Source organism: Yoonia sp. R2-816, assembly GCF_046762905.1.
Lineage (GTDB): Bacteria > Pseudomonadota > Alphaproteobacteria > Rhodobacterales > Rhodobacteraceae > Yoonia.
Genome location: NZ_JBKQXN010000311.1, coordinates 175,707 through 201,143, shown reverse-complemented (window position 1 = coordinate 201,143; position 25,437 = coordinate 175,707). Strand labels below are relative to the sequence as shown.

The window sequence follows — 25,437 nt, the reverse complement described above, 5'->3', positions numbered from 1 at the left end:
ATCGACATGATCCGGGCCGCCGCCAAACGGCTGGAAGGCCATGCGCGGCGCACACCAATCCTGACCTCACCTTTTCTGGATGAGATTGCGGGGCGGCGGGTTTTTGTGAAGCCGGAATGTTTGCAGCACACGGGATCGTTCAAGTTTCGCGGTGGCTGGTCGGCGGTGTCGGCGCTGACGGACAATGCTCTGAAAACCGGGGTGATTGCGTTTTCCAGCGGGAACCATGCGCAGGGGGTGGCCCTTGCGGCCCGCGAACATGGTGCGCCTGCGGTGATCGTGATGCCGTCGGATGCGCCTGCAATCAAGATCGCCAATACGCGGGCTTTGGGGGCAGAAGTGGTGCTGTATGACCGCGCGACCGAAGATCGTGACGCGATTGGCGCGCGGCTGGCCGATGAACGCGGGCTGACACTGGTGAAACCGTTTGACGAACTACAGGTGATCGCCGGGCAAGGCACCTGCGGGCTGGAGATTGCTGAGGACATGAACGCCCTTGGCATAACCGACGCCGATGTCGCCGTCTGTTGTGGCGGCGGGGGGCTGACATCGGGCATCGCATTGGCACTGGCGGCGGATGCGCCGGGCCTGCGGGTTCGCCCGGTGGAACCGGAAGGGTTTGACGATGTGACCCGGTCGCTGGCGAGCGGGAAGATCGAACGGAATGCGCGCACCTCTGGTTCGCTTTGCGACGCCATCATCACGCCGCAGCCGGGTGAGATCACCTTTCCCATTATGCAGGCCCATTGCGGGCCGGGTGTGGTGGTGACGGAGGAGGAATGCCTGCGCGCCGTCGGCCTTGCCTTTGAGAGGCTCAAGATCGTGGTCGAACCCGGCGGTGCGGCCGCACTGGCGGCCGCCCTGTTCCACCCGGACGCATTTGAAGGCGATGCGATCATTGCCGTTGCCACGGGCGGCAATGTTGACCCGGATGTCTTTGCCAAAGCTTTGGAGACCCTGAATTGACCCGTTTCACCATCGCCAGTTTCAACGTCAAAAACCTGATCGAAGCGGATCAGGAGTATTACAGGTTCGAGGAATACACCCCCGAGGAATATGCCTGGAAACGCGCATGGATGGCCGACCAGTTGTTGACCATGAACGCCGATATCGTGTGTTTTCAGGAAATTTTCAGCGAGGACGCCCTGCGCGATGTGGTCATCGAGACCGATGAACTTGGGCTGGCCGCGAATGAGGCGAATATCCCCGACCGGTCCAAAGGCTACGCCCGCAAGGCGATTTTCCGCAAGTTGGCCTACGAACCCTATACTGAGGCGGCACTGGCCTTTGCCCCGAACCTGTTTGACGGGGAACCGGGGCAGCGGCGCCCCGGTGTGGCGATCCTGTCGCGCTTCGGGTTCAAAGGATTGCCGGAGGTTATTCAGGAACTTCCCAGACCGCTGGCCATTCCCTTTACCGATCTGGATGGGGATGAAGGCGGGCATTACCGGATCAAACGCCTCAGCCGCCCGGTGCTGAAGGTGCGGATCAAACTGGGTGAGACGGTGGTGACCTTCTTCAACTGCCACTTGAAATCAAAGCTGGGCGAACTGCCCCGGCCCGAAGGTGCGCCCTTTCCGCCCGCCGCCGATCTGGTGAATTACGATCCGGCCACCCGGGCCATGGGATCACTTCGGTCCGGCCTGCGCCGCATGGCCGAGGCCTGGGTGCTGCGCAACGCCATTCTGGAAGAGCTGAAGGCGGGCAACCCGGTGATGGTGTTGGGTGATTTCAACGATAGCGAACATGCGGTCAGTTCCGAGATCATCACCGGTGAGGCCCCGTTTCGCAATTACGCCTGGATGCGCCGCCACGATGCCGAAACCCGGCGGGACCGGTACACGGATGAGGAAAACGAGATCATTCAGGAAAACATCGGGGCGGTCCGCCTCTATTCAGCCGAGAAGCTGTTCGTGCGCAAATCGCTGCGCGACATGGTCTATACATCCGCCTTTGGCGGCGTCTTCGAAAGCATCGACCAGATCCTGATGTCACGCCATTTTCACCCTGATTTTGCAAGCAAACTGGGCGAGATGGAGTATTTCAGCGTCTTCAACGATCATCTGACCGACGGATCGCATCCCGAGGCCCCTTATAACAAGCTCGCCTCTGACCACGGGCAGATCATGGCACATATGCTGATTGGTGATCCGGATGACTAACCTGTCCAAAAGTACAGGTTGCCCGGAATCACATATTCCATGTTTCTGTTATGTGGGAGGGTTGTTTGTGATCGCCATGCGCTGGTCACGACAACAAGTGAAAGCCGCGCCGGGAAGGGACACCCATGCGCGGCTTGAGCTTTTCTGAGGCGGGATTTCATGAGAATTGACCGGCAGGGTGTGGCGCTGAACGTGCAGGTTGACGGGCCAGATGATGGCCCGATGATCATGTTTGCCAATTCGCTCGGCTCGAACTTGCAGCTATGGGATCAGGTGGTGGCATTGCTGCCGGATGGGCTGCGCGTGGTGCGTTATGACATGCGTGGTCATGGCGGATCGGACGCGCCGGAGGGGCCGTATACGATGGGCCAGTTGGTCAGCGATGCCGAAGCGGTTTGCGATGCGCTTGGGGTCCGCGACTGCCTGTTCGTCGGCCTGTCGGTTGGCGGCATGGTGGCGCAGGGTCTTGCCGTCAAACGCCCTGACATCATCCGTGCCATGGTCCTGTCCAACACCGCAGCCAAGATTGGGAACGCCACGTTCTGGCAGGATCGCATCGCCAATATCGAGCGGGTGGGTCTGGACGGTATCGCCGATGAGGTGATGACACGCTGGTTTGGCCGCGATTTCCTTGCCACCCCGGCGGTAGCACAATGGCGCGCGATGCTGACGCAGACCCCGCAGAATGGATATATCGGCGTTTGCGCGGCGATTGCGGGCACCGATTTCTATACGCCGACAAGTGGTCTGCGCCTGCCCACGCTGGGCATTGCCGGATCAGAGGACGCCACCACCCCACCCGATCTGGTGCGCGAAACGGTCGATCTGATCCCCGGATCGCGATTTGCGCTGATGCGGCGGGCGGGGCATTTGCCCTGTGTCGAGGATCCGCAGGGATACGCCGCCCTGCTGCACCAATTCATGGCTGAGACCGGACACCAGACCCCGGATCCTTGATCCCCAGCCGTGCGCGAAGCTCCTCTTTGGGCACATGGGAATTTGTCTGCACGTCCCGGCTGACCCTATCGATGAAACGATCAAAAGGGGCCAGAAAGCGTTCGTCGATCTGCACAAGGGCGGCCGCATCCCGCATCAGGTTCACCCACCTGGCCCGTTGCGCGTCGGTAATATGCATGCCGACATGTTTCCAAATCACGAACCGCAAATCGCCCCGTTCGGTCAGGTAATCCTGCGGGCCGCCAAAGATGACCGAAAACCAGCCAGCAAGATATTTCGCGTGATCGGCGTCGCCATTGGTGAACAACGGCGACAGGAGCGGGTCGACAACGGCCTTTTCATAAAATGCCGTTGTCATTGCAGTGATACGATCCGCGCCCCCGGCCACATCATAAAGTGTCATTGGTTGATGTATGGTCATTTGGTGGGACCTTCTGCCAGCGATCTGATCGCCCCGCGCAGCGCATCTGCATTGGCCATTGGCGTCCAGCCAAAGGTGTCGCGCGCCACGTCACCCGAGAAATGCTGGCTCATCCCGAATGCCGCGGCGAATATCCCGTAGGACTGTTGCGCCTCTTCATCGGTGGCGGCGCGAACAGGCAGGTTCAGGGCGACACCGATCTTTCGCGCGAAATCGGCCATCGAAATTGACCGGTCGGCGGCAAAGATCGGCCCGCTTGCGGCGTCTGCCGTGGCAATGGCCGCAACAAGCAACCTGCCGAAATCATCGACATGGACTGTTGACCAGATCTGGCTGCCATCACCGACATATAGCACTGCTCCGCTTGCGCGGGCGGCGCCGACCATGGCCTGCGGGATCACCGCACCGGGGCCGCCATAGACCAGCGACCCGAACACGACGTGGGTGTGGACCGGCCCGTTCCCCGCATCAAGGATCGCCTGATCCAACGCGGCGCGGCGCGCCAGCGGGGGCGGCGGATTCAGCGTCGTTGGGTTGGCCGGGTCATGCGTGGTGGGGCCAAAAACAATCGTGCCGCCGTGAGCCACGAAACGGCCGCCATCTGGCAGGCCTTTGATCATGGCCAGGGCGGCGGCATGACTGACCGGCCAGAAATCAGGATTATCGCTGGCCGCAGCATGAATGACCGCATCAACACCAGACGCCGCCTTGCGCAGGCCATCAAGGTCGGTCAGGTCCACGGCGATATCATGATCGCCCAAGGCACTGCCCGGTCGCTTGACCACAATAGGTATATGGCCCGCGTCGACCAATGCCCTGTGGGCCGCTGATCCGATGAAACCTGTCGATCCTGTGATAAGCACACGCATATCAATTCTCCTGTTTGCTGGCCTCAAGATAGCGGTCATGCAAATCGGATAAAGACTTGCTATTTCGGAATAGTAATCCCAAAAATGGGATAATGTACCGCAACACCAATCACCTTGTTACGCTGGCTGCCGTTGCGAAAGCAGGTAGTTTTGCCGGGGCGGCCCGGCGTCTGGGCATGCCCACATCGACAGTGACCAACCACATAGCAGCGCTTGAGGCCGATGTCGGGCTTGACCTGATCCAGCGCACCACCCGCAGCATCCGTCTGACCGATCAGGGCCATCTGCTGGCGCAGGAGGCGCAGGAGATGGTGGATGTCCTGCAAGCTTCGCGCGCACGGATCGTCGCGCAAAAAGACCGACCGGCCGGGAAGTTGCGCATCTCTGTGCCGTTTACCTTCGCCTCCGACCTTCTGGCACCGGTGCTTGTCGCGTTCTCGGCGACCTATCCGGATGTTCGGCTTGAAGTCGTAGCCGACAACGCCTTTGTCGATCTGATCGCTGGCGGTTTCGATCTGGCGATCCGCATAGGTGAGATGGAGGATTCGAGCCTGACCCAGCGCAAACTGGGGGGTGCACGCCAGGCACTTGTTGCCGCAAAATCTTATCTTGATCGGGCCGGTCGTCCAGCTTCGGTTGACGACCTTGCCAAGCACAAGATCATCGCACTGCGCCCCGACATGCCATTGGTTCTTACTGGCAAGGGTGGCAGTGTCGCGGTCGTGCCGAAAACGCAGGTGTCGGTCAACGACCCGCGCACAATTGCTGCTATGGCTTTGCACGGCGGGGGTATCGCAGCACTGCCGCTTTTTCTGGTGGACCATGTCCTGAAAGACGCCCGGCTGGAGGTGGTATTGCCGGAACAACCGCCGCGCCCGATCAATATCTCGCTGGTCTACTACGGACATGCGGCGCAAAATCCGCTGACCCGGCTCTTCGTTGACTTCGTTGCCGACAATATCTCGTTCTAGGTGAAGGACCCGCCAAAGCGGGGGCTTGCAAAGTGAACCAAGCGGTTTAACCCTGTCGGGATGCAAAATTGCCTGCCTGTCATCTTTATCCTGATCACCGTTGTCATCGACAGCATGGGAATCGGGCTGATCATGCCGGTGATGCCTGACCTTATTCAAGAGGTTGAAGGTCAGGGCATTGGTGCCGCTGCTGTTTGGGGCGGTATCCTCGCCACGATCTTTGCCGCGATGCAGTTCCTGTTCGGTCCAACGGTCGGCAATCTGTCGGACCGCTATGGGCGGCGGCCTGTGCTGATCATCTCGCTGGTGATCATGGCGTTCGATTATGTGCTGATGGCGCTGGCCCACACGATTTGGCTTTTGATCATTGGCCGGATCATCGGCGGGATCACGGCTGCGACGCAATCAACATCAGCGGCGTATATGGCCGATATCTCAAAACCCGAGGAGAAGGCCGCCAATTTCGGCCTGATCGGGGCGGCATTTGGCGTGGGCTTTGTGCTGGGGCCGCTTTTGGGGGGTGTGTTGGCCGAGTTCGGCACGCGCGCGCCCTTCTGGGCAGCTGCGGCATTGGCAGCGGCCAACGCCATTTTTGGTTATTACGTATTACCAGAGACGGTGACCGACCGCATTCGTCGCCCGCTGGAGTGGCGGCGCGCCAATCCGCTTGGCGCGTTCAAGAATATCGGTGCTCTGCCCGGCCTGAAGCGGCTGATGCTGATCACCTTTGTCTATACTGTGGCGTTTTTCGTTTATCCCGGCGTCTGGGCCTATTTCGGGGCCGAGCGGTTCGGTTGGGGGCCGGGCATGATCGGCCTGTCGCTGGCGGTCTTCGGGATCGGGATTGCGATTGTGCAGGGTCTGCTGATCAAGCCGATCCTGAACCGGATTGGCGAACGGAATGCGGTGATTGCAGGTCTGTCGATTGATGTGGCGGCCTTTGTGCTGCTGGGGTTCGTCACGCAAGGCTGGATTGCGCTGGCATTGACCCCCTTGACCGCGTTGGGTTCCATCGCGGGGCCCGCCTTGCAGGGCATCATGTCGCGCACCGCAGCCGACGATCAGCAAGGCGAATTGCAGGGCACAGTGACCTCGATCAACGCGGTGGCCACGATTGTGGCACCGTTGCTGGTGACCCAGACCTTCTGGTATTTCACCGCCGCCGAAAACACGATCTATCTGCCAGGCGCGCCGTTTCTGTTATCTGCCGTGCTGACCATTGGCTGTATCTTTGTTTTCGTCCAGACACCCCGCCCAAAGCGGGCGCGCGCCATGTAACGTCGCGATCAGACTTGCGCATGGCAATATCCGGTGGGACATGTGCTGCAACAGGATTTTTGCAGGACAACGCCATGCCCCAGATCAAAGCCGCCATTTGCCGTGAATTCGGCCAGCCTCTGACGATCGAGACAGTCACCCTCGCCGCGCCCAAGATGGGCGAGATTGAGGTGACGCTGAAGGCCTGCGCGATCTGTCATTCCGATATCTCCTATATGGACGGGGCCTGGGGCGGGACACTGCCCGCGGTCTACGGGCACGAGGCGGCAGGGGTGGTCAGCGCCGTGGGCGAAGGCGTGCGTGGCGTCGCGATGGGTGACCCGGTTGTGGTGACCCTGATCCGCGCCTGCGGCACCTGCCCGTCCTGCGCGGGCGGCAAGCCTGTCGCCTGCGAGACCGGTTTTGAGGGCAGCCCGCTGTCAGATGCGGATGGCGCCCCGCTGCATCAGGCGATGTATACCGGCGGCTTTGCCGAGCGGGTGGTGGTGGATCAAAGCCAGGTGGTGAAACTGTCGGACGCGATTTCGATGGAGTCGGCGTCTTTGCTAGCGTGTGGCGTCATCACCGGCGTTGGCGCTGTGGTGAACGCCGCCCATCTGCGCGCCGGGCAGGATGTGGTTGTAATCGGTGCCGGTGGCGTCGGCCTCAACGCCATTCAGGGCGCCAGGATTGCCGGGGCGCGGCGGATCGTGGCGGTGGATATGTCTGAAGAGAAGCTCGCCATTGCACGCGAATTTGGCGCGACAGACGGCGTACTGGCCACCGATGAAAAGCCGTGGCGGGCCGCGAAAAAGGCGATGGGGCGCGGGGCCGACGCGGTATTCGTGACCGTCGGCGCGATCCCGGCCTATGATAAGGCCCCGCAATATCTGACCAATGGCGGCCGGGTCATCATGGTGGGCATGCCCCATTCGGGGGCGATGTCGACCTATGAGCCGGTGATGCTAGCCGCGACCGGACAGGGCATGGTTGGGTCAAAGATGGGCGATGTGGTCATCGCCCGCGACATCCCATGGATGGTTGACCTTTATGAGCAAGGGCGGCTGAAGCTGGATGAGCTGATATCGGGCCGTTGGTCGCTGGAGCAGATCAATGAAGCGATTGCCGATACAAGGACAGGATCGGCCAAGCGGAATGTGATTGTGTTCGGGTAGCCGGAACGCAAGGGTGGCGGCGTGAGGTCCCGGATCAAGTCCGGGACGGGTGGCCTGACGACGGCGGGCATGGCGCTGCGTCCGCGACTGCACGCATCAGAGCCGGCACCGTAAGATGGATCTTGATCCATCCTACCCGTCCATCGCCCCGTCCCAATCGTAGACAACAATGCCGCCGGTTTCGCGCGCGTCCAGCGACCGGTAAAGCGCCCGGGCGGCCGCATTATCGGTCTCCGTAGCAAGCCAGATCCCATCGCACCCCCGGTCGCGCACAACCTGCATCAGCCGGTCGCAGAGCCGTTTTGCGATGCCTTGCCGCTGATATTCGTCTCGCACCCCGACCTCGGCGATGAAGAAGGCAGGCGGTTTGTCCGGATGCAGCAGGATCTGGCCTGTCGCCATCCCCACAACATCGGACCCGTCCAGAGCCAGCACGATCTCGTGCAACGGCTCGAGCAGAAAGGCCTTTGCCTGGTCCGGCAGGATCGGATTGTCAAAAAGCCCCGACTTGACCCCCACCAGCAGGTCCAGATCGTCTGGACCCAGGTGGCGAAGCGTGATTGTGTCGCCCATAACATCCTCCTGACCAAAGGTGCGCATATGAAACTCGCCGATCTTGATGTGATTGTCACTGCACCTCCGGCCCCAGGCTGGGGCGGGCGCTATTGGATCATTCCCAAGGTGACGACGGATACCGGCATTGTGGGTTACGGCGAATGCTACGCGTCCTCGGTCGGGCCAGAGGCGATGACAGCCGTCATCAAGGATGTGTTCGAACGCCACATGGCGGGCCAAAACCCTGAAGACATCGAATTGATGTTTCGCCGGGTCTATTCCGCAGGCTTCACTCAGCGTCCGGACCTGACGGTGATTGGCGCCTGGTCGGGGCTGGAGATCGCATGCTGGGATATCTTGGGCAAGAACCGTGACCGCCCGGTCCATGCCCTGATCGGGGGCCGGATGAATGACCGCATCCGCGCCTATACCTATCTTTATCCCCGGCCGTCGCACCCCCTGCCCGCCTTCTGGGCCAGTCCCGATATGGCCGCCGAGGTCGCAGTGGATATGGTCGAAAAGGGCTATACGGCTGTCAAATTCGATCCGGCAGGCCCCTACACCATCCGCGGCGGGCATATGCCGTCGATGCATGATATCTCCCTGTCGGTGGCGTTCTGCAAGGCGATCCGTGAGGCGGTTGGCGACCGCGCCGATCTGCTTTTCGGCACGCATGGGCAGTTCAGCACCGCGGGGGCGATCCGCATGGGTCAGGCGTTAGAGCCCTACAGCCCGCTTTGGTACGAAGAACCGATCCCGCCAGACAATGTGGCCGAGATGGCCAAGGTGGCCGCGGCGGTACGTATCCCCGTGGCCACCGGCGAGCGGCTGACGACCAAGGCGGAATTTGCCGAAATCCTGCGGCAGGGCGCGGCCACGATCCTGCAGCCGGCGCTTGGACGGGCTGGCGGTATCTGGGAAACCAAGAAGATTGCGGCGTTGGCTGAAGTCCACAACGCCCAAATGGCGCCGCATCTTTATGCCGGGCCGGTGGAATGGGCGGCGAATGTGCAACTGGCCGCGTCGATCCCGAATATCCTGATGGCCGAAACGATCGAGACGCCGTTTCATCACGACCTGATCAAGGGATCAATCACGGTCGAGGATGGCTATATCCCGGTGCCGACCGCTCCGGGGCTGGGGATTGATTTCGATGAGGATCTGGCCCGCGCGCATCCCTATGAAGGAGACGGGCTGCACTTGCAGATGCAGGAAGAGCCGATCAGTTATTCCGAGGTGAACAGTTTTGCGGGTGGTGCGCCGGTGAAGATGGAGTAATGAAAAAGGACACTTGCACACGTTGAGCGCGACGGGTTTAACGTCTGGTTTGAGCCCTTAACGACTCAAGTCACTCAGCGTTCAAGGCAGTGCTCCAACCGATAGGTATTCATTTCACTAATGAGTTGCCGCGCATCTTCGCGTTCGACGGGGAGGTGAAATGCTCTGGGAACCCAAACACCAACTAGTTCAAGGTCTTCCCCCTGCACATTGTAAGATACTGTATGATTTTCGCCCGCAAATGCGCCAAAGTTTCCGGCTTCGATCTCAGCGAGCAACTCTCCTAACCGAGCCTGTTTTTCTCGTGCTGCGACCGTATCAATATTTCGACGCTCGGCGAGAGATAGACGAGCATCCCGTAAAGGGATGTTCACATGTTCAAGATCAGCGTCAGATATAACATCAGCGAACCAGACAACGGTGTGTCGAGATGAGAGTCGACTATCTGGATAAGGAGCGTTCACACGACTTAAGCTCGTGTCATAATACGAGAGATCAAAGAGCGTCTTGAGAATCCAGCGAGGTGCCGCCCGCGACGGGGTGTACCTTGATATTTCGAAAGAGCAGCCAACCACGCGCAGTTCATACTCACCTAGAACTCCATCGTCTTCATGAATTCGAACAGACGGGAAAAAACCTGTTGGCTCTGAGTGCACATTGGCTGGAAAGGCGCTGATTAGGAGCGAAACAATACAAGCAGACTTATAGAGTTGATTGAGAGACATCTCGCTAACATCAGTCTATCGAGATCAGAACTCAAGTCCAGATTGTCCGCGAAGCCGCCATCTACGCCACTCTTCCCATCTTGAAAATCCTCTCCTATAACTGAACTACGTTCAACTGAGGGTGACATGGCAGGTAAAGTGGCAGAGCGGCGCGCGGCGTTGCGTGAGAATTTGGTTTTGATTGCAGAGCGGACGATTGCGGACCACGGGCTGGGCGCTTTGCGCGCCCGCGATCTGGCGTCTGAGGCGGGATGTGCTGTTGGTGCCATCTATAACGTCTTTGGCGATCTGACCGATCTGGTGCTGACTGTAAACGCCCGGACGTTCCACCGCTTGGGCGCGGATGTCGCCGAAGCCCTGGCCGATGCCCCGCAGGACCCGGTGGAACAACTGGTGGTCATGGCGCAGGCCTATCATCGCTTTGCTGCGGAAAACCACCAAAGCTGGCGGGCGTTGTTTGATGTGGAACGCGCCCCGGGCGAAGCGGCGCCCGACTGGTATCTGGAAGAAATGGGGCGGCTCTTTACCTATATCTCAGACCCGCTGGCGGTGATTTTTCCGGATCGCGATTCTCAGGAACATGCGCTTTTGACCCGGGCGCTGTTCTCATCGGTGCATGGAATCGTGCTTTTGGGGCTGGATGAGGCCAGCGCTGGCGTGCCCTCCCACGATATAGACCGCATGATCGCCCTTGTTTTAAGGCAGTTGACGGCCTCTCGAAAATAATTTGAACGTTGTTCATTTTTTCTCTTGATCGGTAGGTCACTAATTGCTATCTCTATTTCATGAACAGTGTTCACACACTGAAGTGAAACGGAGAGACACCAATGTTCAAGACACTCGCCACCCTGATCCATGGGCAGAATGCACGGGCCGAAGACCGCGTGCGCGACGCCTTTGCGATTGAACTGATTGACCAGAAAATCCGCGAAAGCGAAAACAGCCTGCGTGCCGCCAAGGCCACACTGGCCAGCCTGATCCAGCGCCAGCGGTCTGAGCAGAAGCAGCACAGTGCGTTGAAATCGCGGATCACCGATCTGACCAAGCGCGCCAAGGAAGCGCTGGACAATGACCGCGAGGATATGGCCGCCGAGGCTGCCCGTGCCATCGCGTCGATGGAAAACGAACTGACCGTGCGGACCGAAACGCTGGACCGTCTGGACCAGAAGGTGATGCGCCTGCGGTCATCCATCGAAAGCGGTCACCGCCGGATCATCGACCTCAAACAGGGTGCTATTCAGGCCCGGGCCGTGCGCCGCGAACAGAATATCCAGATGCAGATGTCGCGCACTGGCGTCACATCGGGCAGCGTGGAAGAGGCCGAAGAGCTGATTTCCCGAGTGTTGGGCAAGGATGACCCGTTCGAGCGCAGCGAAATTCTGGCCGATATCAACCGCGACCTGAACAATGACACGCTGACTGATCGGATGGCCGATGCTGGCTTTGGCGCTGCAACCCGGTCCACCGCTGACGATGTTCTGGCCCGCCTGAAGGCCAGCAAGAAGTAACCCCACAAACCAAGACAATACGCATTCAAAGGAATAGAAAAATGGCTGTAACGAAATCCGACAACTCACTGATCATGTTCGTCAATGGCGCAGGTGTCGCCGTGGCTTACGGAATGCTCGGTATCTCTCTCTGGCTGTCGACGGAAGTGCCACTGTCAACCAAGGGCTTTTGGGGCATGGCCGTTCTGATGCTGACGCTGGCTCTGGTCAACTTTGTCAAATACCGCTTCGACGACAAGATGTCCGAGGACCGCATCCAGCGGATCGAGGACGCCAAGAACGAAAAGCTGCTGTCGGACTATATTGGCGACGACAAAGCCTAAACAGGTCCCTCCCCCGAACCCTGCCCGTGATCGTCACGGGTGGGGTTCTCTCTTTTCAAACACCGCTCGCTTCGTCAAAGTTGATCCCATGAAGTATCTTCGCCAGTTTGCCGCCCGTATCGTTGGCCAGTCCATCCGCATCTTTGCCCGCGCGATCACGGCTGTCCGTGCAGACTGGCAGGGGATCGAACCGGTTCCGAAACAGCGGGTCTATTTTGCCAACCACACGAGTAACGGCGATATGCCCATGATCTGGGCTTGCCTGCCACCTGCCATGCGGCGGACCGTGCGGCCCGTGGCTGCCGCCGACTACTGGCTGAAAAACAAGATCCGTGCCTTTGTCGGCCCAGAGGTATTCAACTGCGTGCTGGTCGACCGGCGGCCCGAGGTCAAGGACAAGCCGATGGACAAGATCATCGCCGCCCTTGACGAAGGATCATCCCTGATCATCTTTCCCGAGGGCAACCGGAACATGACCGATGATCTGCTGCTGCCCTTCAAGGCGGGCCTTTACAACATGGGCGTCGCACGGCCGCATGTCGATCTGGTGCCCACATGGGTTGCCAACCTGAACACGATCATGCCCAAGGGCGAGGTGATCCCCCTGCCCCTGATCTGCACCGTAACCTTCGGCGCGCCGATCCATGTGCAGGAGGGCGAAAGCAAGGATGATTTCCTCAAACGCGCGTCCGACGCGCTCGCCGCCCTGGCACCGGAGGATCGGTCATGAACGAAACCACAAGTGATATCCTGCTGCTGGCGTTCGGAAGTTTCGGCATCCTGTTTGCCCTGACCTTTGTGGGCGAGGTTTTACGCGCCCGCGAAGAACCGGGTTTCAACAACCCCGTGCTGGATACCTACATGACCCGCGTGCAAAGCTGGTGGGGCATGGTCGCCTTTGTCGGGATTGCCCTGCTTCTGGGCCGTCACGGTGTGATGTTGCTGTTTGCCTTGACGTCTTTCGCCGCCCTGCGCGAGTTCCTGACCCTGACAACAAAGGCGCAGGCGGATCATATCTCGCTCGCGCTGGGGTTCTTTGTGGTGCTGCCCTTGCAGTACATCTTTGTCGGCTTTGGCTGGGACGGGCTTTATACCGTTTTCATCCCGGTTTATGCGTTCCTGCTACTGCCAATTGTGTCGGCCTTGCGCGGTAACTCTGAAAGGTTCTTGGCCCGCGTTGCCGAAACGCAATGGGGTCTGATGATTGCAGTCTTTTGCGTCAGCCATGTGCCTGCGTTGATGACGCTGGATATTGACGGCTATCAAGACCGGGCGGTGCTGATGATCGCCTTTCTGGTCATGGTTGTGCAGTTGGGCGATTTGCTGGAGTATTTCTTTGGCCGCCGCATCGGTAAGACCCGCATTGCCCCGGGTCTGTCCCCCAAGACCTGGGAAGGGGTCGCCTGCGGTGTGGTCAGCGCGATGCTGATCGGTGGATTGCTGAACTGGATCACGCCCTTTGGCCTGTTCGGGGCCATGGCGATGGCTGGTGTCGCCTCACTGGTGGGCATGCTGGGCAGCCTTGTCTTTGCCGCGATCAAGCGCGAGCGTGGCGTCAAGGACTGGTCGCATCTGATCCCCGGTCAGGGCGGGTTTGTTGACCAACTGGACAGCGTGATCTTTGCCGCCCCGATCTTTTACCACTTCACCCGGTATTTCTATACGTGAGGCGGGCGCGCCCCGAATTGCGGCAGCTTGGACAGGTTCTTGGCCAGCAGCGTGCCCATACCGCCGACCTTGTGACGCCGGATCGCGCGGTAATCCTCGCGGCTTTTGCGCAGCATCTGGGCGAATGATTTGTTGCTGGCCCCGCCGATCTGCATGCGGACCATGACATGAGGGATATATCCCAGTCTGATCTGCCCGGTCGTCAACCACCGCAGCATCCCGTCATAGTCGCCCGAAATCCGGTAGCTGGTATCGTAAAGCCCGGCCCGTTCGAACACCGTGCGGCGCAGGTAAAGCGTTGGGTGCGGTGGCATCCAGCCGCGCCTGAGCCGCGCCACTGCATATTCGCCCGCCTTCCAATAGCGGATCACCTGCCTGTGGTCGGCCCGGGCCACATATTCCAGATCACCATAGACCCCGTCGATATCCGGGTTTTTCATCGCCTCTGCCACACGCGCCAGCACGTCGGGTGCGGCCAGATAGTCATCGGCATGCAGCAGTCCGACCACGTCACCCGTGGCACGCGAAATACCTTTGTTGATTGCGTCATAGATCCCGGTGTCGGGGGTTGATAGCAGCGCCATGTTCCGGTGTCCGTTGGCCCGCAAGTAGTCCAGCGTGCCGTCCGTCGAACCGCCATCCTGCACCACATGTTCGATATCCGGGTGAGTCTGGGACTTCAGGCTGTCCAGCGCACGCGGCAAGGCATCGCCCCCATTCATCACCGCTGTCACGACCGAGATTTTCATGCAGCCGCCTTTGCAGGGATGACCGGCGTCGGAGCGATGTCGATCCCAAGAACTTCCCGGATTGCATCACGCGGGGCCGCCCCCGTATCAGCCATATGGCGGCGCACTTCACCCAGCTTGGCATCAACCAGATACCGGTACCAGAACCCCTGCAGCACATGAAAGGCCCGCGCCTGCGGCCCATCCAGCATACCAAGCCGCAAAAAATACCGGTAGGCGAAATAGACCCCGGCCCGCGCCCCGCCCGGCAGCCGACCATAAAGATGATCCTTGATCCAGCGTTTTGCCCCCCGTTGCCGGGTTCCAGCGATCAATCCATATTCCCGGTTCAGGATATCCACCACTTCACGACTGGCATAGCCGTTATGCTTGGCAATCCACCAATCCAGCGGTTTGTGATTGTCATCGACGATTTCGCCTTTCAGCCGCGCGGTCGGTCCGTCGACGACGATATGTTCATCCATCCAGCGATCCTCGCACCGGCCAGATCCATTGCGAAACAGCCGCAGGATGGGGACGGGAAAGACGCCACCATGGCGCACAGGCTGGCCCATGAAGTGAATGCGCCGGTTCACATAAAGGCCTGTCACATCGGGCAGGCCTGCGGTGATCTGCGCGGCCACATCGGCTGTCACATATTCATCCGCATCAAGCCGCAGCACCCAGCCCGGATCATCCGCGATCTGATCCAGCGCCCAGTTGAATTGGGCCGCATGGGTGGTCCAGGGATGCTGCAGAACTTCGGCCCCTGCCCCATGCGCCAGCGTCACGGTGTCATCTGTTGACCCGCTATCCACCACCAGCACCCGCTGCGCAAATCCCCGCACCGAAGCGATGGCGCGGGTGATATGGCGCGCCTCGTCCCGGGTGAGGATGATGACGGTGATATCGGTCATGATCGCTCCTTGATCTGCATCGGATTGCCCACCCCGGTTTGACCGGCTGGCAGGTCCTTCATCGCCACAGCCCGTGCCCCCAGTACCGCCCCTGCCCCGATCCGCACACCGGGACCGACAAAGGCATCTGCACAGACCCACGCATCTGCGCCTATGCTGATCGGGGAACGGACCAAGGCGCGTGCCGGGTCCGACAGGTCATGGCTGCCCGCGCAAAGATGCGCGTTCTGGGACACGGTGGCGCGCGCGCCGATATGGATATGCCCCAGCGCGTAAAGGATCACTTGGTCGCCTACCGCGGCCTGATCATCAACGCGCAGATGCCAGGGGATCGTGATCCGGACGGTCGGGTGGATATGGACGCCTCTGCCGATCTCCGCCCCAAAACAGCGTAACAACCAGACTCGCCAGGCCCAGAACGGTCGCGGGCTAAGCCGGAACAGCGGATAGCACAAGCCCCAGAGGATGCGGGCGATTTGGGCGCGGTGGCCCCACTCGCGCCGCGCCCGATTGGCGCTGACATCCACGCGCGCGGTCATGCCAGCACCGGGTCTTGTGGATGGGCGGTAAGGTCGCGATAAAGCTTAGCAAACGCACTAACCATCGCATCTGTTGAGAAATCGCGGCGCATCCAGTCGCGCCCGGTCACCCCCATGCGGCGCAGGTCCGCGCCTGCCAGATCCATGATTTCCGCTGCCAGATCAGCACGATGAAGGTCAATGCATCGCCCGCAACCCTGATGATCCAGATCCTGCCATGGCGTGCCTGTCGTGGTGATGACTGGCAGCGCATGGGCCAGCGCCTCGGCCACGGCGATCCCGAAGTTCTCGGAATGGCTGGGCAGGACAAAGATATCTGCGGCCGCAAATGCGCGGGCCTTGGCCGCCCCTTCGACATGGCCATGCAAGGTGATGCGCCCCCCCGATTGCGCAGCGCGTCTGTGCAACGTGGCGGTATAGTCGGGCGCGCCGGTGCCATAGACATCCAGCACCACATCCCTGGGCAGTTTCGCCATAGTGTCAAACAGCAGATCAAGCCCCTTCTTGGGATGAAGCCGGCCCAAATAAAGCAGCCGCAAGCGGGTGTCCGGCGGCATCGGGCGCAAGTTCAGCGCGGGGATATCCACCGCGTTGGGGACAAGAGCCGTTGTGATGCCGGGCAGGCGCGCGACGCTCTGCGCCGCCTCGGCAGTTGAGGTGACATGCAGAACCGTGTCGCGCGGGCGCAGGACCTGCGCGGCCCGTTCGAACAAATGCTTGGCGCGTTTGCGCGGGGCGTCGGCCCAGTCTGCAGTGGCCTGCAGCGCACCGCGGGGCGACCAGACGACTGGGCGGCCCATGGCGCGGGCCAGTGCCAAGGTCGGCAAGGTCGGGAAACTGTAGGTGGCGGTCAGATGCACCACATCCGCCCAGGCGACAGCACCCGGCAGGCGCGCAAGCAGGCCCGGCGCAATCGCATGTCCGGCCCGCCTGCGGGCGTAATGCACCGGATAGGGCAGAGCGGCCGGACCGGCTCGATCACCCCGGTCCGGGCTCGCCGCATCGGTTGTCAGCACCCGCACTGACATATCAGGCAAACCCGCCACACCATCGCAAATCGCCTTGGTCGACCGGATCGGCCCGCCCCATTTGATCGCCGGATAGAACGAGGGCACAACATGCAGGATCTTCATGCCGCCACCTCTGCCAAAAGTGGTTTTTGGCCGATGACCCGCGCCGGATTGCCTGCGACAATGGCCCCCGGCGGCACATCATGGACTACAATTGCCCCCGCCCCGATCACCGCACCACGTCCGATCCGGCGGCATTGCGGCATGATGATTGCGCGCATGCCGATCCAGGCATCGTCAGCAATAGTCTTGGGCATCATCTGCGGGGCCGCACGCGGATCAAGCCCGTGATCATGGGTATAGATCACCGCCCCTTCCGAAATCAGAACCCTGCTGCCCAGGGTCAGCCCCCCGGTCGTGTCCAGATGCACATCTTTGTTGACCTGTACCCGGTCGCCGATGATCAGCGGTGCATCCGCCACCTCGGCCGAGGCATTGCAACCGCGCCAGAAATAACACTCATCCCCGATACTGACGGTGCGGGGCTGCGCAAAACGCACGCCCGCCTGAAACCGCGACCCCGGCCCGACCGAGGCGAGCGTCGCCTGATGCAGCCGGGTCGCCCCCATCATGCCGACCCGGCGACAGATGGCACCGCAGATGCGCAATGCCCAATAAAGATTTTTCAACAAGAGGTTAGGCAACATGAAGCAGGCTCCGGTTTCTGGTGTGGGACGGTATCCAAAGGCTGTAGCGGGCCACAAAGACCCAGATCATCACAGCCAGCAGCACAAACTGCGCCGCTGCCCCCACGATGAAGGCGCTGAAAGATGATTGCAGGGTGGCCTGCACGAAGGGATAGAACAGGATCGGATAAAGCAGGCAGGTCCCATGCCGGAACGTGCCACGGACCGACAGCAACGCCACCTCGCCCTTGCGATAGGCCCAGCCCAGTACGAACCCGATGCCAATACCAGCCCAGCCGAAATTGATAAACGCCTCGCCCGGGCCAGTGACGTTGAATGCGCCGCCGGTATGCACGCCCATGATGTCGCGCTTGAAAAACACGCCAAGGTCGATGGCAGGCTTGTCCGGCCAGATGCCGCGCGGCACCCAGCCGAATGACCACCAGGTATAGCTTTGGCCAAGCAGCAGATCGGGCGGCGTGACCCGGTCGGTGACCATGATGGCCGCATTGATGTCCAGAAAATAGGTTGAGCCAACAACCTGGTCGGCCAGCGCCGCCCAAACCGGCCCGCCCCCCAGCCGCAATTGGGTCATATAGGCCGACACACCGCCCAGCAGGACCAAGGCAAGCGCGCCGAACGCAAGAAGCCGCAGGTTCAACCGGCCACCCAGCATCATATACACGACCAGCGCAAAGACCGACAGTTCAACCAGTTCAAAACGGTCACCCGAAATCAGGGCGATCACGATCAGCAAGAGCCCCAACAACCCCGCCTGCAGCATCACCCGGCGCTGCCCGGTGGCTATCGCACTGGCCAAAAGCAGGACAAAGGCGAATTTCGGGATGATGAAAAAGGTCTTGATCCCGGCCAGCGTCGCGCCGATCCCGTTGGCATCGACATTGATCTGCTTGGCGGTGTTCAGCGATGTCAGCAAGGCAAGGTCCAGCCCTGTCGCACCGCGTGCCCGCAGAATCACGATGATCGTCGCCAACGCCACCCCCAGCGCCACAACAAACAGACTGCCCTTGCGTGTGATCCCGGCGGATACCAGCCGCGCCGCGACAATCATATCCGCCCGGCGGCTTGCCCGGCAGGCAACCCGGTAGCCCGCACAAAGCAGCAATATGAACAGCGCCAGATAGATGGCGCCCAATTGATCCCCCCACGGGTTTTCGACAAAGCGCCGATAGAATGCCAGTTCAGGTCTTGCCGCGTAAACCACCACCTTGAGCAGAAAGCCGAAAAAGCAGAAATATGCCACCAGATGCATCGGCGATACCAGCCGCACCAGCCCGTAACGTTGCCCCAACATGAAAGGGACTGCCGTGCAAAGAAGGGCCAGAAGTATGATCACGACGGCCTCCAACTTGCGGTGCGGGCGGTGATCAAGGCGAAAAAGGATGTGTCGATACCGAGGCGGCGTAGGACGATGACCCACAAGCCGACACTGCCCAGCGCCATGGCCATCGCGTAGGCGGCCGCGTTTGTGACAGGACTGAAGACCGGTATCAGCCCAACCAGCCCCAGATAGGCGATGATGCTGCCCAGCCGGGCGATAGCGGCGAAATGGGCCAGCCCGCATAAGGTTGCGACGGTGAAGGTCGCGGCAAAACCGACCTGCACCAATGCCCCTGCCAGCAGGATCAGGAATACCAGATCGCCCTCTGCCCCCCATACCCGCAAACCGGGGAGTTGCGTAGTCGCCAAACCGGCCAACGCCACCGCACATAAGACCAACCCAGGGATAAGCGCGATCCGGCTGCCATTGGCGCTGGCGTGCGCCAGGCGGGCCCGGTCACCTTTGCCATGGGCCGCTGCGACGGGAACCGATGTGACCCATGTTGCCACGCTGACCGGCAAGGCCACCAGATTGGTGATCCGGCGCAGCAACGCATAAAGCCCGGTTTGCCCATCGGTCAGAAACGCGCCGCCGATGATGATATCGACCTGCGCCAGCGCCATACCCAAAACCGATGTGCCCCACAGGCCAAACGGCATCCGCGCGGCACGGCCCGACCGATGGATGATGGTCGGCCATGCGGGCTGCCGCCAACACCAGATGGCAGCCAGACCAGCAACAACAGCCAGAACGACAGCGGTGATCTCAAGTACATTGCTGTGGCCCATTGCCAGTATCGCGCCCATCCCAAGGGCCAGCTGCGGCCCCGCATCACGCAACGCCATCGACACATGGACCGAGCCAAGCGCGCGCATGATGCTGGCCAAACAACTGACCAGATGAATGCCGAAAGCAGCCACAAAAATCGGCACCCATGGCAGCGTCGCAAACAGGGCAGGCAGCGCGATCAAGCCGATCGCCACCAGCACCAGCGGATAGACGATCACGTGCTGCGCCAGCGCCCGGCCCGTCAACCGTCCACCGTCGGACAGGGCCTGCAACAGCAAAAGCGGGGCACCAGCGGCGATGATGCTGGAGAACACCAGCGCCAGCCCCCAGATCACCGCCAGACGGCCAAAATCTGCAAGCCCAAGCAGCGCGGCCAGCCCCAGCATGACGGCGAAATTGACCGCAACGATACCGGCGCGCAGCAGCATCGCCGGGGCCGCGCTTCCTTTCGTCAATCCTTTGAAAACCGATGCGGTCATGACCCTCGAAGCTCTGGATGGCGCGCTGTTAACCACGTGCCGGATCGCTTCAGTCGTCATTCATTGTGATTAATTTAAGGTTAACCCCTCTGTGGTGGATTGAGGTCGACGTAACGAAGGCAGCACCACCCATGGCAAAACTGGTCGACGACAAGACCCTGAAGGTACCAAACCTGTCCGCGATCGAGATTGAGCGCATCGAACCTCTTGATATCATGGGGCTTTTGCGGTCGCTCTGGTATGGCAAAAGCCTGATCGCGGGCTGCACGATCCTCGCCCTTCTGGCCGCGGCTTACTATGCTTTTGCTATCGCCCAACCACGGTTCGCGGCCGTCACAACCCTTAAGATCGAGACAACATTTTCGCCCGGTCTGGACCTGGATCAGACCCTTGCCAATCCCCCGACCGACCAAAGCAGCCTGAATACGGAGGTCGCCGTCTTGCGATCGCGCCACCTGCTGGAACGCATGGTGCATGAACTGGATCTGACAACCGATCCCGCCTTTAACCGGTATCTGACCCCCGTCGCGCCATGGTCCGTAACGGGCATACGCACACGGGCGCGCAACCTGCTGAGCGGTACGGTCGCGGCACCGCCTGATGACGCCGCCATTCTGGACAAGACGGTTGATAACCTTGCCGCTGCCCTGTCGGTGGACAAGCTGCGCGACACCTATGTTTTCCGGATCACGGTCACGACAGGCGACGCTGACATGTCCGCCCGGATCGCTGACACGCTCGCCCGGCTTTATCTGGCCGACCAGGTGGCCGCAAAGCAGGCGGCAACCGAAACCGCATTCAATTGGCTGTCCGATCGGGTCTACGCGCTGCAACTGGAACTGGAAGCCAAGGAAACCGCCGTCAACGATATCATCATGGCCAACCGGGCCAGTGATGCAGCCACGCTCGACACGCTCAGCCGCCAATCCATCGAAGCACAGGAACGTCTGCTGGATATCCGGCGCGCCTTGCAAGAGGCCGAGGTCAAGCTGACCAGTTTCGACGCAGCCGTCACCCCGGCCAGCCAGCCCGCGCGCCAACGTGTGCTGGCCGATATCCGGCATTACACCGATCAGGCAGCGGCGCTGGAAACCTTTCAGTCCGGCGTCAACAGCCAGTTGGCCGCGCAGTCCGCAACCATGGTACGGCTGCAGCAATTGCGCCGTGAGGCCGAGGCAACACGCGTGCTTTACGAGGCGTTTCTGGCGCGGCTGCAACATACGAATGTGCAACGCGGTCTCGGCCAGGCCGATAGCCGCATTCTGGCCTTTGCCGCCCCCGGCAAATACGTCGCGCCGCGCAAAATGTTGATCCTGCTGATCGCGGCGATGCTTGGCATGGCGCTTGGGGTGTCGTTGGTTCTGGGACGGCAGGCGATGCGCAAAGGGTTCAGCGGCGCAGACGGATTGGCCGATGCCACGGATGTGCCGGTTCTGGCGCAGATCCCGCGCGTCAAACTGCGTAAACCCGCGGCCTTGCTGGATTACCTGAACGCCAAACCCACATCCACCCTGGCCGAGGCCATGCGCAACCTGCGCACATCGCTGTTGCTGGCTGATCCGGGTAAGGTGCCGCAGGTCGTCCTGTCGACCTCCAGCGTGCCGGGCGAAGGCAAAACCACCCAATCCATCGCCCTCGCCCATAACCTCGTCAGCCTCGGGAAATCCGTCCTGCTGGTCGAGGCGGATATGCGGCAACCCAGCTTTGGCACCCATCTGCAATGTCAGGGAGGCGATCTGGGGCAGGTTGTTATGGGGGAAATCCTGCTGGAGGACGCCATCGCCCGCGACCCGCGCTTGCCTGCCGACGTCTTGCCCGGCCAGACGATGCGACATAACCCGGCCGACCTGTTTGCCGGGCCCGGTTTTGCCGCTTTCATAGATCAGGTGCGGGAACGCTATGATTTCATCATCATTGACGCCCCACCGGTGCTACCAGTACCCGACACGCGGCTGCTAGCGCAGCATGCGGATGCGGTGCTTTATGCGGTGCGTTGGGAAAATACGGACAAGCGCCTTGTTCTGGCAGGGCAACGGGCCCTCGCAGAAATACGTGCGCCGATCACCGGTATGGTGCTGGGTCAGGTCGATATCCGGCGCATGCGGCGCTACGGTGCGGTGCCCATGGCAGCCCACGGGCAACTCCATTATCAGAACTGAAGTGTATGCACGGTAAGAGCCGCCCGATCATCCCGGGCGGCTCAATACTGTGGTTCGTCAGGACGCGGGTTGGTCAACCCGCATCACATGACGGCTGAAAAAGCCTAAGCTGTCGCCAGTGCCAATCGTCAATCCGCCACCCGCATCACCGGTGATATAGGCCTTGGCCTGCCAGTCCAGACCGCCACCAGATACTGTCGCGTTCAGATTTGGCCGCAGAAACGCATCGAACTGGCTGACGATATTGCCGGGCACCGCCAGCGCACCAGCCTCATGCCCATAGCGCAGGGTGCCGCCATCAACATCAGCCGTCATGCCGATGCGGTCTGCACCGGCAAAGTCGACATTGGGTGGATTGACCCCTTCGTAATCGGACAGCACAACCGGAACACTGCCCGCAACCTCAACCGTCTGCGCAACGACGCTGCGGCTTTCGCCATCCCAGGCCACCATGGGCAGCATACCGGCATAGAGCCATTCGAACGTGGCCGTGGCCCCCGTGCCAACCACATCGACGCTGTGAAACACCGCACCGGGTGTGACCGTGCGGTTGAGGATACAATCGGCCAACGGAGCGCCGGTGTCGGTCTGCCACTCTGTCGTTTCGACGATGGCAACCGCGCTGCCCACGCTCAGGCCATTGCCCGTCGCCTGCGGCACCCATGACGCGTCATCCAGTGTGATCGTGCGGCTTTGCAGGGCCTCGTTCCCATGGGTCTGGCCACCAATCTCGGTTGCGGACCCGCCCACATTGACCCGGGCGGCATATTCGCGCTCTGACGCATAGTCGATCGCCACAAATTTCGGATAGGTCGGACGATTGTCTACGCGCCAGTCCAGCGCCCCGTCAGAGGCGATGCCACCGGTATGGGTCGGGCCAGTTGTCCCGCTGACACCATTGCCCCGCGCCGAATAATAAAGGCCACCCAACTGCACCTCGTCCCCCATCTCATAGGCCGTACCGGGCTGCCAGATCGGTGGCAGAATACGCGGGTCGGCAAGGCTGGCGGAAATCGCCACAGCTTCGATCAGGATCGCATTGCCGCCGGGGGTGGCCGCACCCCCATTGCTGATCGTGATCTCATGGGCGCCGGTCAGACCAGTGGCAATCTTGACCGACTGGCGGCGCTGCAAATCGACAGACGCATAGGTGGGAAATGCCTTAAAGCCCAAGGCTGCGGGATCATCAATCTCGGTCACAAGGGTCTGGGCACCGTCAATATCCACCCGGGCATAGCCGCCATTGGTACGGCCCGTGTAATGGATCCAGACATCATAAGGCGCTGCACGGTCCACGGTCACCGATGCGGTCGCCGTCAATGACGACGTGCTGATCGCGCGATTACCGGTATAGCTGCCGGCCAGACCGGACCCTGACGATTGCAGCTGCGACCAGCCTGATGACAATGTCAGATCGCCAACGGGATAGATATTGCGCAACTCGGCCACCAGTGTTTCGCGCCATGACCAACGTGTCGCGACACTATTGGCATCCAAACTCATCCAGGCGGCATGGCCCGGACCGATCTCGGTCCAGACCGATACGTTGTCATCGGGGCCTTGGGCAAGGGCAACATGCTGACCGGCCCCGAGCGCGAAAAAGCTTGCCAACGGCTGTGGTTGCGCGCCTTGCCCGCCCCGCGCGGCCCCGGGGGAAAGCGTCAGACCCAGCATGGATCAATACCACGCCACAAGCTGGGCGGTCGTGCCGGTCGCCAGAACGCGGGTGGGGCGCAGGGTCAGCACAGCGCCGGCAGTCACCTCATAGCTGACGCTTTCACCATCCTTGTCCTGCAAGACAGCCGTACCGGCACCGTTGACATACAAGGCCCGTGGACGCACCGGCAGGTCGGCACCGTCCGATGGGATCACCACATAATGCGCCACGGCAGGCGAGGTCAGGTTCACATAGTCGGAATCAAAGGGATCAGGCATCGGGTTCTCCAAATTCGGGTTGAACCTGATAACTAGCGGGCCATGCTTACCAATCACTTGGGGCAGCGTGCGCTGGGTCGAGGCTGCGCAACAGCCCTCAGACGATGGTCATATCCGCACCCATGTCAACGCTCAAACGCCGGTCATTCCACGGCGGCCTGCACCACCGACAGGCTCAGCACGGTTCATGTGACGGACAGAGCCATCGCACGGGTCTAGGCCCCCCGGCGGGTCAGCACAACGACAATGGTCCGCCAGACGATCCACAACTCCAACCGGAAACTGCGGGAAGCGATATAGCGCAGATCAGCATCAACCTTGCGCCGGACACCCTCCAGTCCATCGACATAGCCGACTTCGGTTTGGGCCAGACCACTGATGCCCGGCAGCACATCATGGCGGCGACGATAACCGGGTATGGCAGTCAGATAGACCCTGGCATGGTCATAGGCATCAGGGCGCGGGCCAATCAGGCTCATCTCACCGCGCAGGACATTGATGATCTGGGGCAACTCATCCAGCCGGATTTTGCGCATGAAACGGCCCAGCATCGTGATCCGCTCTGTCTCAAGCGCGTCAAACGCGCCGCGATCCGGACCGCGCGGGGCAGTCATGGTACGAAACTTGATCGCGGCAAACGGTTGGCACCGATAGCCCATCCGCTCCTGCACAAACCACAGGGGGCCGCGGTTGAAAAACGGATTAAGCATGATCAGCACAGCCGCAACAATGGCAAGCAGCACCAGAAGGATGATCGCAACCACCACATCCAGAAACTGCTTTGCGCCTGTGCGCGGTGGTAAATCATGCGGAGCATCAGCAAACCCCACATCCCTCGTATCAACGTCCATCAGGGACGTGTGAAAGTCCAGCATCGTCGCAACCTCTTCCCAAAAGTTAACGAAATAACAATGCCTTACGACACTGCATGGTTAACAAACCTGAAACAGTTGCAGTTAATGGGACCTTAATGATCGCTGCCCG

27 protein-coding genes are annotated in these 25,437 nt (G+C 60.8%); 13 read left to right on the top strand and 14 right to left on the bottom strand.

The features are described 5' to 3' along the window. The first annotated feature begins 6 nt into the window (after positions 1–6). From ACFWW2_RS18810 to pcaD, 3 genes are all read left to right on the top strand, one after another. Positions 7–966, top strand: coding sequence for a threonine/serine dehydratase (locus ACFWW2_RS18810; protein ID WP_393930611.1), 960 nt, complete (start codon positions 7–9; stop codon positions 964–966). After that, positions 963–2,162 carry an endonuclease/exonuclease/phosphatase family protein gene (locus tag ACFWW2_RS18805; RefSeq protein ID WP_393930609.1) on the top strand — a complete coding sequence of 400 codons (1,200 nt, stop codon included), beginning with the start codon at positions 963–965 and terminating at the stop codon, positions 2,160–2,162. The genes ACFWW2_RS18810 and ACFWW2_RS18805 overlap by 4 nt, the downstream gene beginning before the upstream one ends. 159 nt (positions 2,163–2,321) lie before the next feature. Next, a complete protein-coding gene (pcaD, locus tag ACFWW2_RS18800; RefSeq protein WP_393930607.1) occupies positions 2,322–3,119 on the top strand; it encodes a 3-oxoadipate enol-lactonase in 798 nt (265 codons plus the stop codon). Here pcaD and ACFWW2_RS18795 read toward each other — a convergent pair. Next, positions 3,082–3,540, bottom strand: coding sequence for a hypothetical protein (locus tag ACFWW2_RS18795; protein ID WP_393930605.1), 459 nt, complete (start codon positions 3,538–3,540; stop codon positions 3,082–3,084). The genes pcaD and ACFWW2_RS18795 overlap by 38 nt on opposite strands. Next, on the bottom strand, positions 3,537–4,409 hold the full coding sequence (locus ACFWW2_RS18790) for an NAD-dependent epimerase/dehydratase family protein (RefSeq protein ID WP_393930603.1): 873 nt from the start codon (positions 4,407–4,409) through the stop codon (positions 3,537–3,539). The genes ACFWW2_RS18795 and ACFWW2_RS18790 overlap by 4 nt, the downstream gene beginning before the upstream one ends. 92 nt (positions 4,410–4,501) lie before the next feature. Here ACFWW2_RS18790 and ACFWW2_RS18785 point away from each other — a divergent pair, with 92 nt between their 5' ends. From ACFWW2_RS18785 to ACFWW2_RS18775, 3 genes are all read left to right on the top strand, one after another. Continuing rightward, positions 4,502–5,380 carry a LysR family transcriptional regulator gene (locus tag ACFWW2_RS18785; protein WP_393930601.1) on the top strand — a complete coding sequence of 293 codons (879 nt, stop codon included), beginning with the start codon at positions 4,502–4,504 and terminating at the stop codon, positions 5,378–5,380. Between the two features lie 60 nt (positions 5,381–5,440). Continuing rightward, positions 5,441–6,658: a TCR/Tet family MFS transporter gene (locus ACFWW2_RS18780; RefSeq protein WP_393930599.1), complete on the top strand. Its 1,218-nt coding sequence runs from the start codon at positions 5,441–5,443 to the stop codon at positions 6,656–6,658. A gap of 74 nt (positions 6,659–6,732) precedes the next feature. Continuing rightward, a complete protein-coding gene (locus ACFWW2_RS18775) occupies positions 6,733–7,812 on the top strand; it encodes a Zn-dependent alcohol dehydrogenase (protein ID WP_393930597.1) in 1,080 nt (359 codons plus the stop codon). Between the two features lie 132 nt (positions 7,813–7,944). Here the strand turns inward: ACFWW2_RS18775 and ACFWW2_RS18770 are convergent, their stop codons facing one another. Beyond that, positions 7,945–8,385: a GNAT family N-acetyltransferase gene (locus ACFWW2_RS18770; RefSeq protein WP_393930595.1), complete on the bottom strand. Its 441-nt coding sequence runs from the start codon at positions 8,383–8,385 to the stop codon at positions 7,945–7,947. A gap of 27 nt (positions 8,386–8,412) precedes the next feature. On the opposite strand from ACFWW2_RS18770, the gene ACFWW2_RS18765 reads away from it, so the two are divergent. Beyond that, positions 8,413–9,645 (top strand): mandelate racemase/muconate lactonizing enzyme family protein, encoded by a 1,233-nt coding sequence (locus ACFWW2_RS18765; protein ID WP_393930593.1) that lies wholly within the window; start codon positions 8,413–8,415, stop codon positions 9,643–9,645. Between the two features lie 74 nt (positions 9,646–9,719). Here the strand turns inward: ACFWW2_RS18765 and ACFWW2_RS18760 are convergent, their stop codons facing one another. Beyond that, complete coding sequence (locus ACFWW2_RS18760; protein WP_393930591.1) at positions 9,720–10,370, bottom strand: hypothetical protein; 651 nt, start codon at positions 10,368–10,370, stop codon at positions 9,720–9,722. Between the two features lie 126 nt (positions 10,371–10,496). Here ACFWW2_RS18760 and ACFWW2_RS18755 point away from each other — a divergent pair, with 126 nt between their 5' ends. From ACFWW2_RS18755 to ACFWW2_RS18735, 5 genes are all read left to right on the top strand, one after another. Then, the gene (locus tag ACFWW2_RS18755; RefSeq protein WP_393930589.1) at positions 10,497–11,096 is read left to right on the top strand and encodes a TetR/AcrR family transcriptional regulator; all 600 of its coding nucleotides are present in this window, start codon (positions 10,497–10,499) and stop codon (positions 11,094–11,096) included. Positions 11,097–11,197: 101 nt separating this feature from the next. Next, entirely contained in the window at positions 11,198–11,878 is a 681-nt protein-coding gene (locus ACFWW2_RS18750; protein ID WP_393930587.1) for a PspA/IM30 family protein, read from the top strand. A gap of 41 nt (positions 11,879–11,919) precedes the next feature. Beyond that, positions 11,920–12,201, top strand: a complete 282-nt coding sequence (locus tag ACFWW2_RS18745; protein ID WP_393930584.1) for a hypothetical protein — start codon at positions 11,920–11,922, stop codon at positions 12,199–12,201. A gap of 88 nt (positions 12,202–12,289) precedes the next feature. Next, positions 12,290–12,931: a lysophospholipid acyltransferase family protein gene (locus ACFWW2_RS18740; protein WP_393930582.1), complete on the top strand. Its 642-nt coding sequence runs from the start codon at positions 12,290–12,292 to the stop codon at positions 12,929–12,931. Further along, complete coding sequence (locus tag ACFWW2_RS18735; protein ID WP_393930580.1) at positions 12,928–13,869, top strand: phosphatidate cytidylyltransferase; 942 nt, start codon at positions 12,928–12,930, stop codon at positions 13,867–13,869. Before ACFWW2_RS18740 ends, ACFWW2_RS18735 begins: the two co-directional genes overlap by 4 nt. On the opposite strand, the gene ACFWW2_RS18730 is transcribed toward ACFWW2_RS18735, so the two are convergent. Genes ACFWW2_RS18730 through ACFWW2_RS18700 form a run of 7 tightly spaced genes read right to left on the bottom strand, consistent with a single transcriptional unit; the run spans position 13,860 to position 20,359 of the window. Beyond that, positions 13,860–14,618: a glycosyltransferase family 2 protein gene (locus ACFWW2_RS18730; protein WP_393930578.1), complete on the bottom strand. Its 759-nt coding sequence runs from the start codon at positions 14,616–14,618 to the stop codon at positions 13,860–13,862. The two genes, ACFWW2_RS18735 and ACFWW2_RS18730, sit on opposite strands and share 10 nt — an antisense overlap. Next, on the bottom strand, positions 14,615–15,514 hold the full coding sequence (locus tag ACFWW2_RS18725; protein ID WP_393930576.1) for a glycosyltransferase family 2 protein: 900 nt from the start codon (positions 15,512–15,514) through the stop codon (positions 14,615–14,617). The genes ACFWW2_RS18730 and ACFWW2_RS18725 overlap by 4 nt, the downstream gene beginning before the upstream one ends. Continuing rightward, the gene (locus ACFWW2_RS18720; RefSeq protein WP_393930574.1) at positions 15,511–16,053 is read right to left on the bottom strand and encodes an acetyltransferase; all 543 of its coding nucleotides are present in this window, start codon (positions 16,051–16,053) and stop codon (positions 15,511–15,513) included. The genes ACFWW2_RS18725 and ACFWW2_RS18720 overlap by 4 nt, the downstream gene beginning before the upstream one ends. Next, positions 16,050–17,186: a glycosyltransferase gene (locus ACFWW2_RS18715; RefSeq protein WP_393930572.1), complete on the bottom strand. Its 1,137-nt coding sequence runs from the start codon at positions 17,184–17,186 to the stop codon at positions 16,050–16,052. The genes ACFWW2_RS18720 and ACFWW2_RS18715 overlap by 4 nt, the downstream gene beginning before the upstream one ends. Further along, entirely contained in the window at positions 17,183–17,752 is a 570-nt protein-coding gene (locus tag ACFWW2_RS18710) for an acyltransferase (RefSeq protein WP_393930570.1), read from the bottom strand. The genes ACFWW2_RS18715 and ACFWW2_RS18710 overlap by 4 nt, the downstream gene beginning before the upstream one ends. A gap of 7 nt (positions 17,753–17,759) precedes the next feature. Next, complete coding sequence (locus ACFWW2_RS18705) at positions 17,760–19,106, bottom strand: oligosaccharide repeat unit polymerase (RefSeq protein ID WP_393930568.1); 1,347 nt, start codon at positions 19,104–19,106, stop codon at positions 17,760–17,762. Next, on the bottom strand, positions 19,103–20,359 hold the full coding sequence (locus tag ACFWW2_RS18700) for a lipopolysaccharide biosynthesis protein (RefSeq protein ID WP_393930566.1): 1,257 nt from the start codon (positions 20,357–20,359) through the stop codon (positions 19,103–19,105). The genes ACFWW2_RS18705 and ACFWW2_RS18700 overlap by 4 nt, the downstream gene beginning before the upstream one ends. 131 nt (positions 20,360–20,490) lie before the next feature. On the opposite strand from ACFWW2_RS18700, the gene ACFWW2_RS18695 reads away from it, so the two are divergent. Then, positions 20,491–22,518, top strand: coding sequence for an AAA family ATPase (locus ACFWW2_RS18695; RefSeq protein ID WP_393930564.1), 2,028 nt, complete (start codon positions 20,491–20,493; stop codon positions 22,516–22,518). Positions 22,519–22,575: 57 nt separating this feature from the next. Here the strand turns inward: ACFWW2_RS18695 and ACFWW2_RS18690 are convergent, their stop codons facing one another. From ACFWW2_RS18690 to ACFWW2_RS18680, 3 genes are all read right to left on the bottom strand, one after another. Then, positions 22,576–24,192: a hypothetical protein gene (locus ACFWW2_RS18690; RefSeq protein ID WP_393930562.1), complete on the bottom strand. Its 1,617-nt coding sequence runs from the start codon at positions 24,190–24,192 to the stop codon at positions 22,576–22,578. Between the two features lie 3 nt (positions 24,193–24,195). Next, positions 24,196–24,453, bottom strand: coding sequence for a hypothetical protein (locus tag ACFWW2_RS18685; protein ID WP_393930560.1), 258 nt, complete (start codon positions 24,451–24,453; stop codon positions 24,196–24,198). 215 nt (positions 24,454–24,668) lie between these two features. Then, complete coding sequence (locus tag ACFWW2_RS18680) at positions 24,669–25,328, bottom strand: sugar transferase (RefSeq protein ID WP_393930558.1); 660 nt, start codon at positions 25,326–25,328, stop codon at positions 24,669–24,671. Between the last annotated feature and the right edge of the window lie 109 nt (positions 25,329–25,437).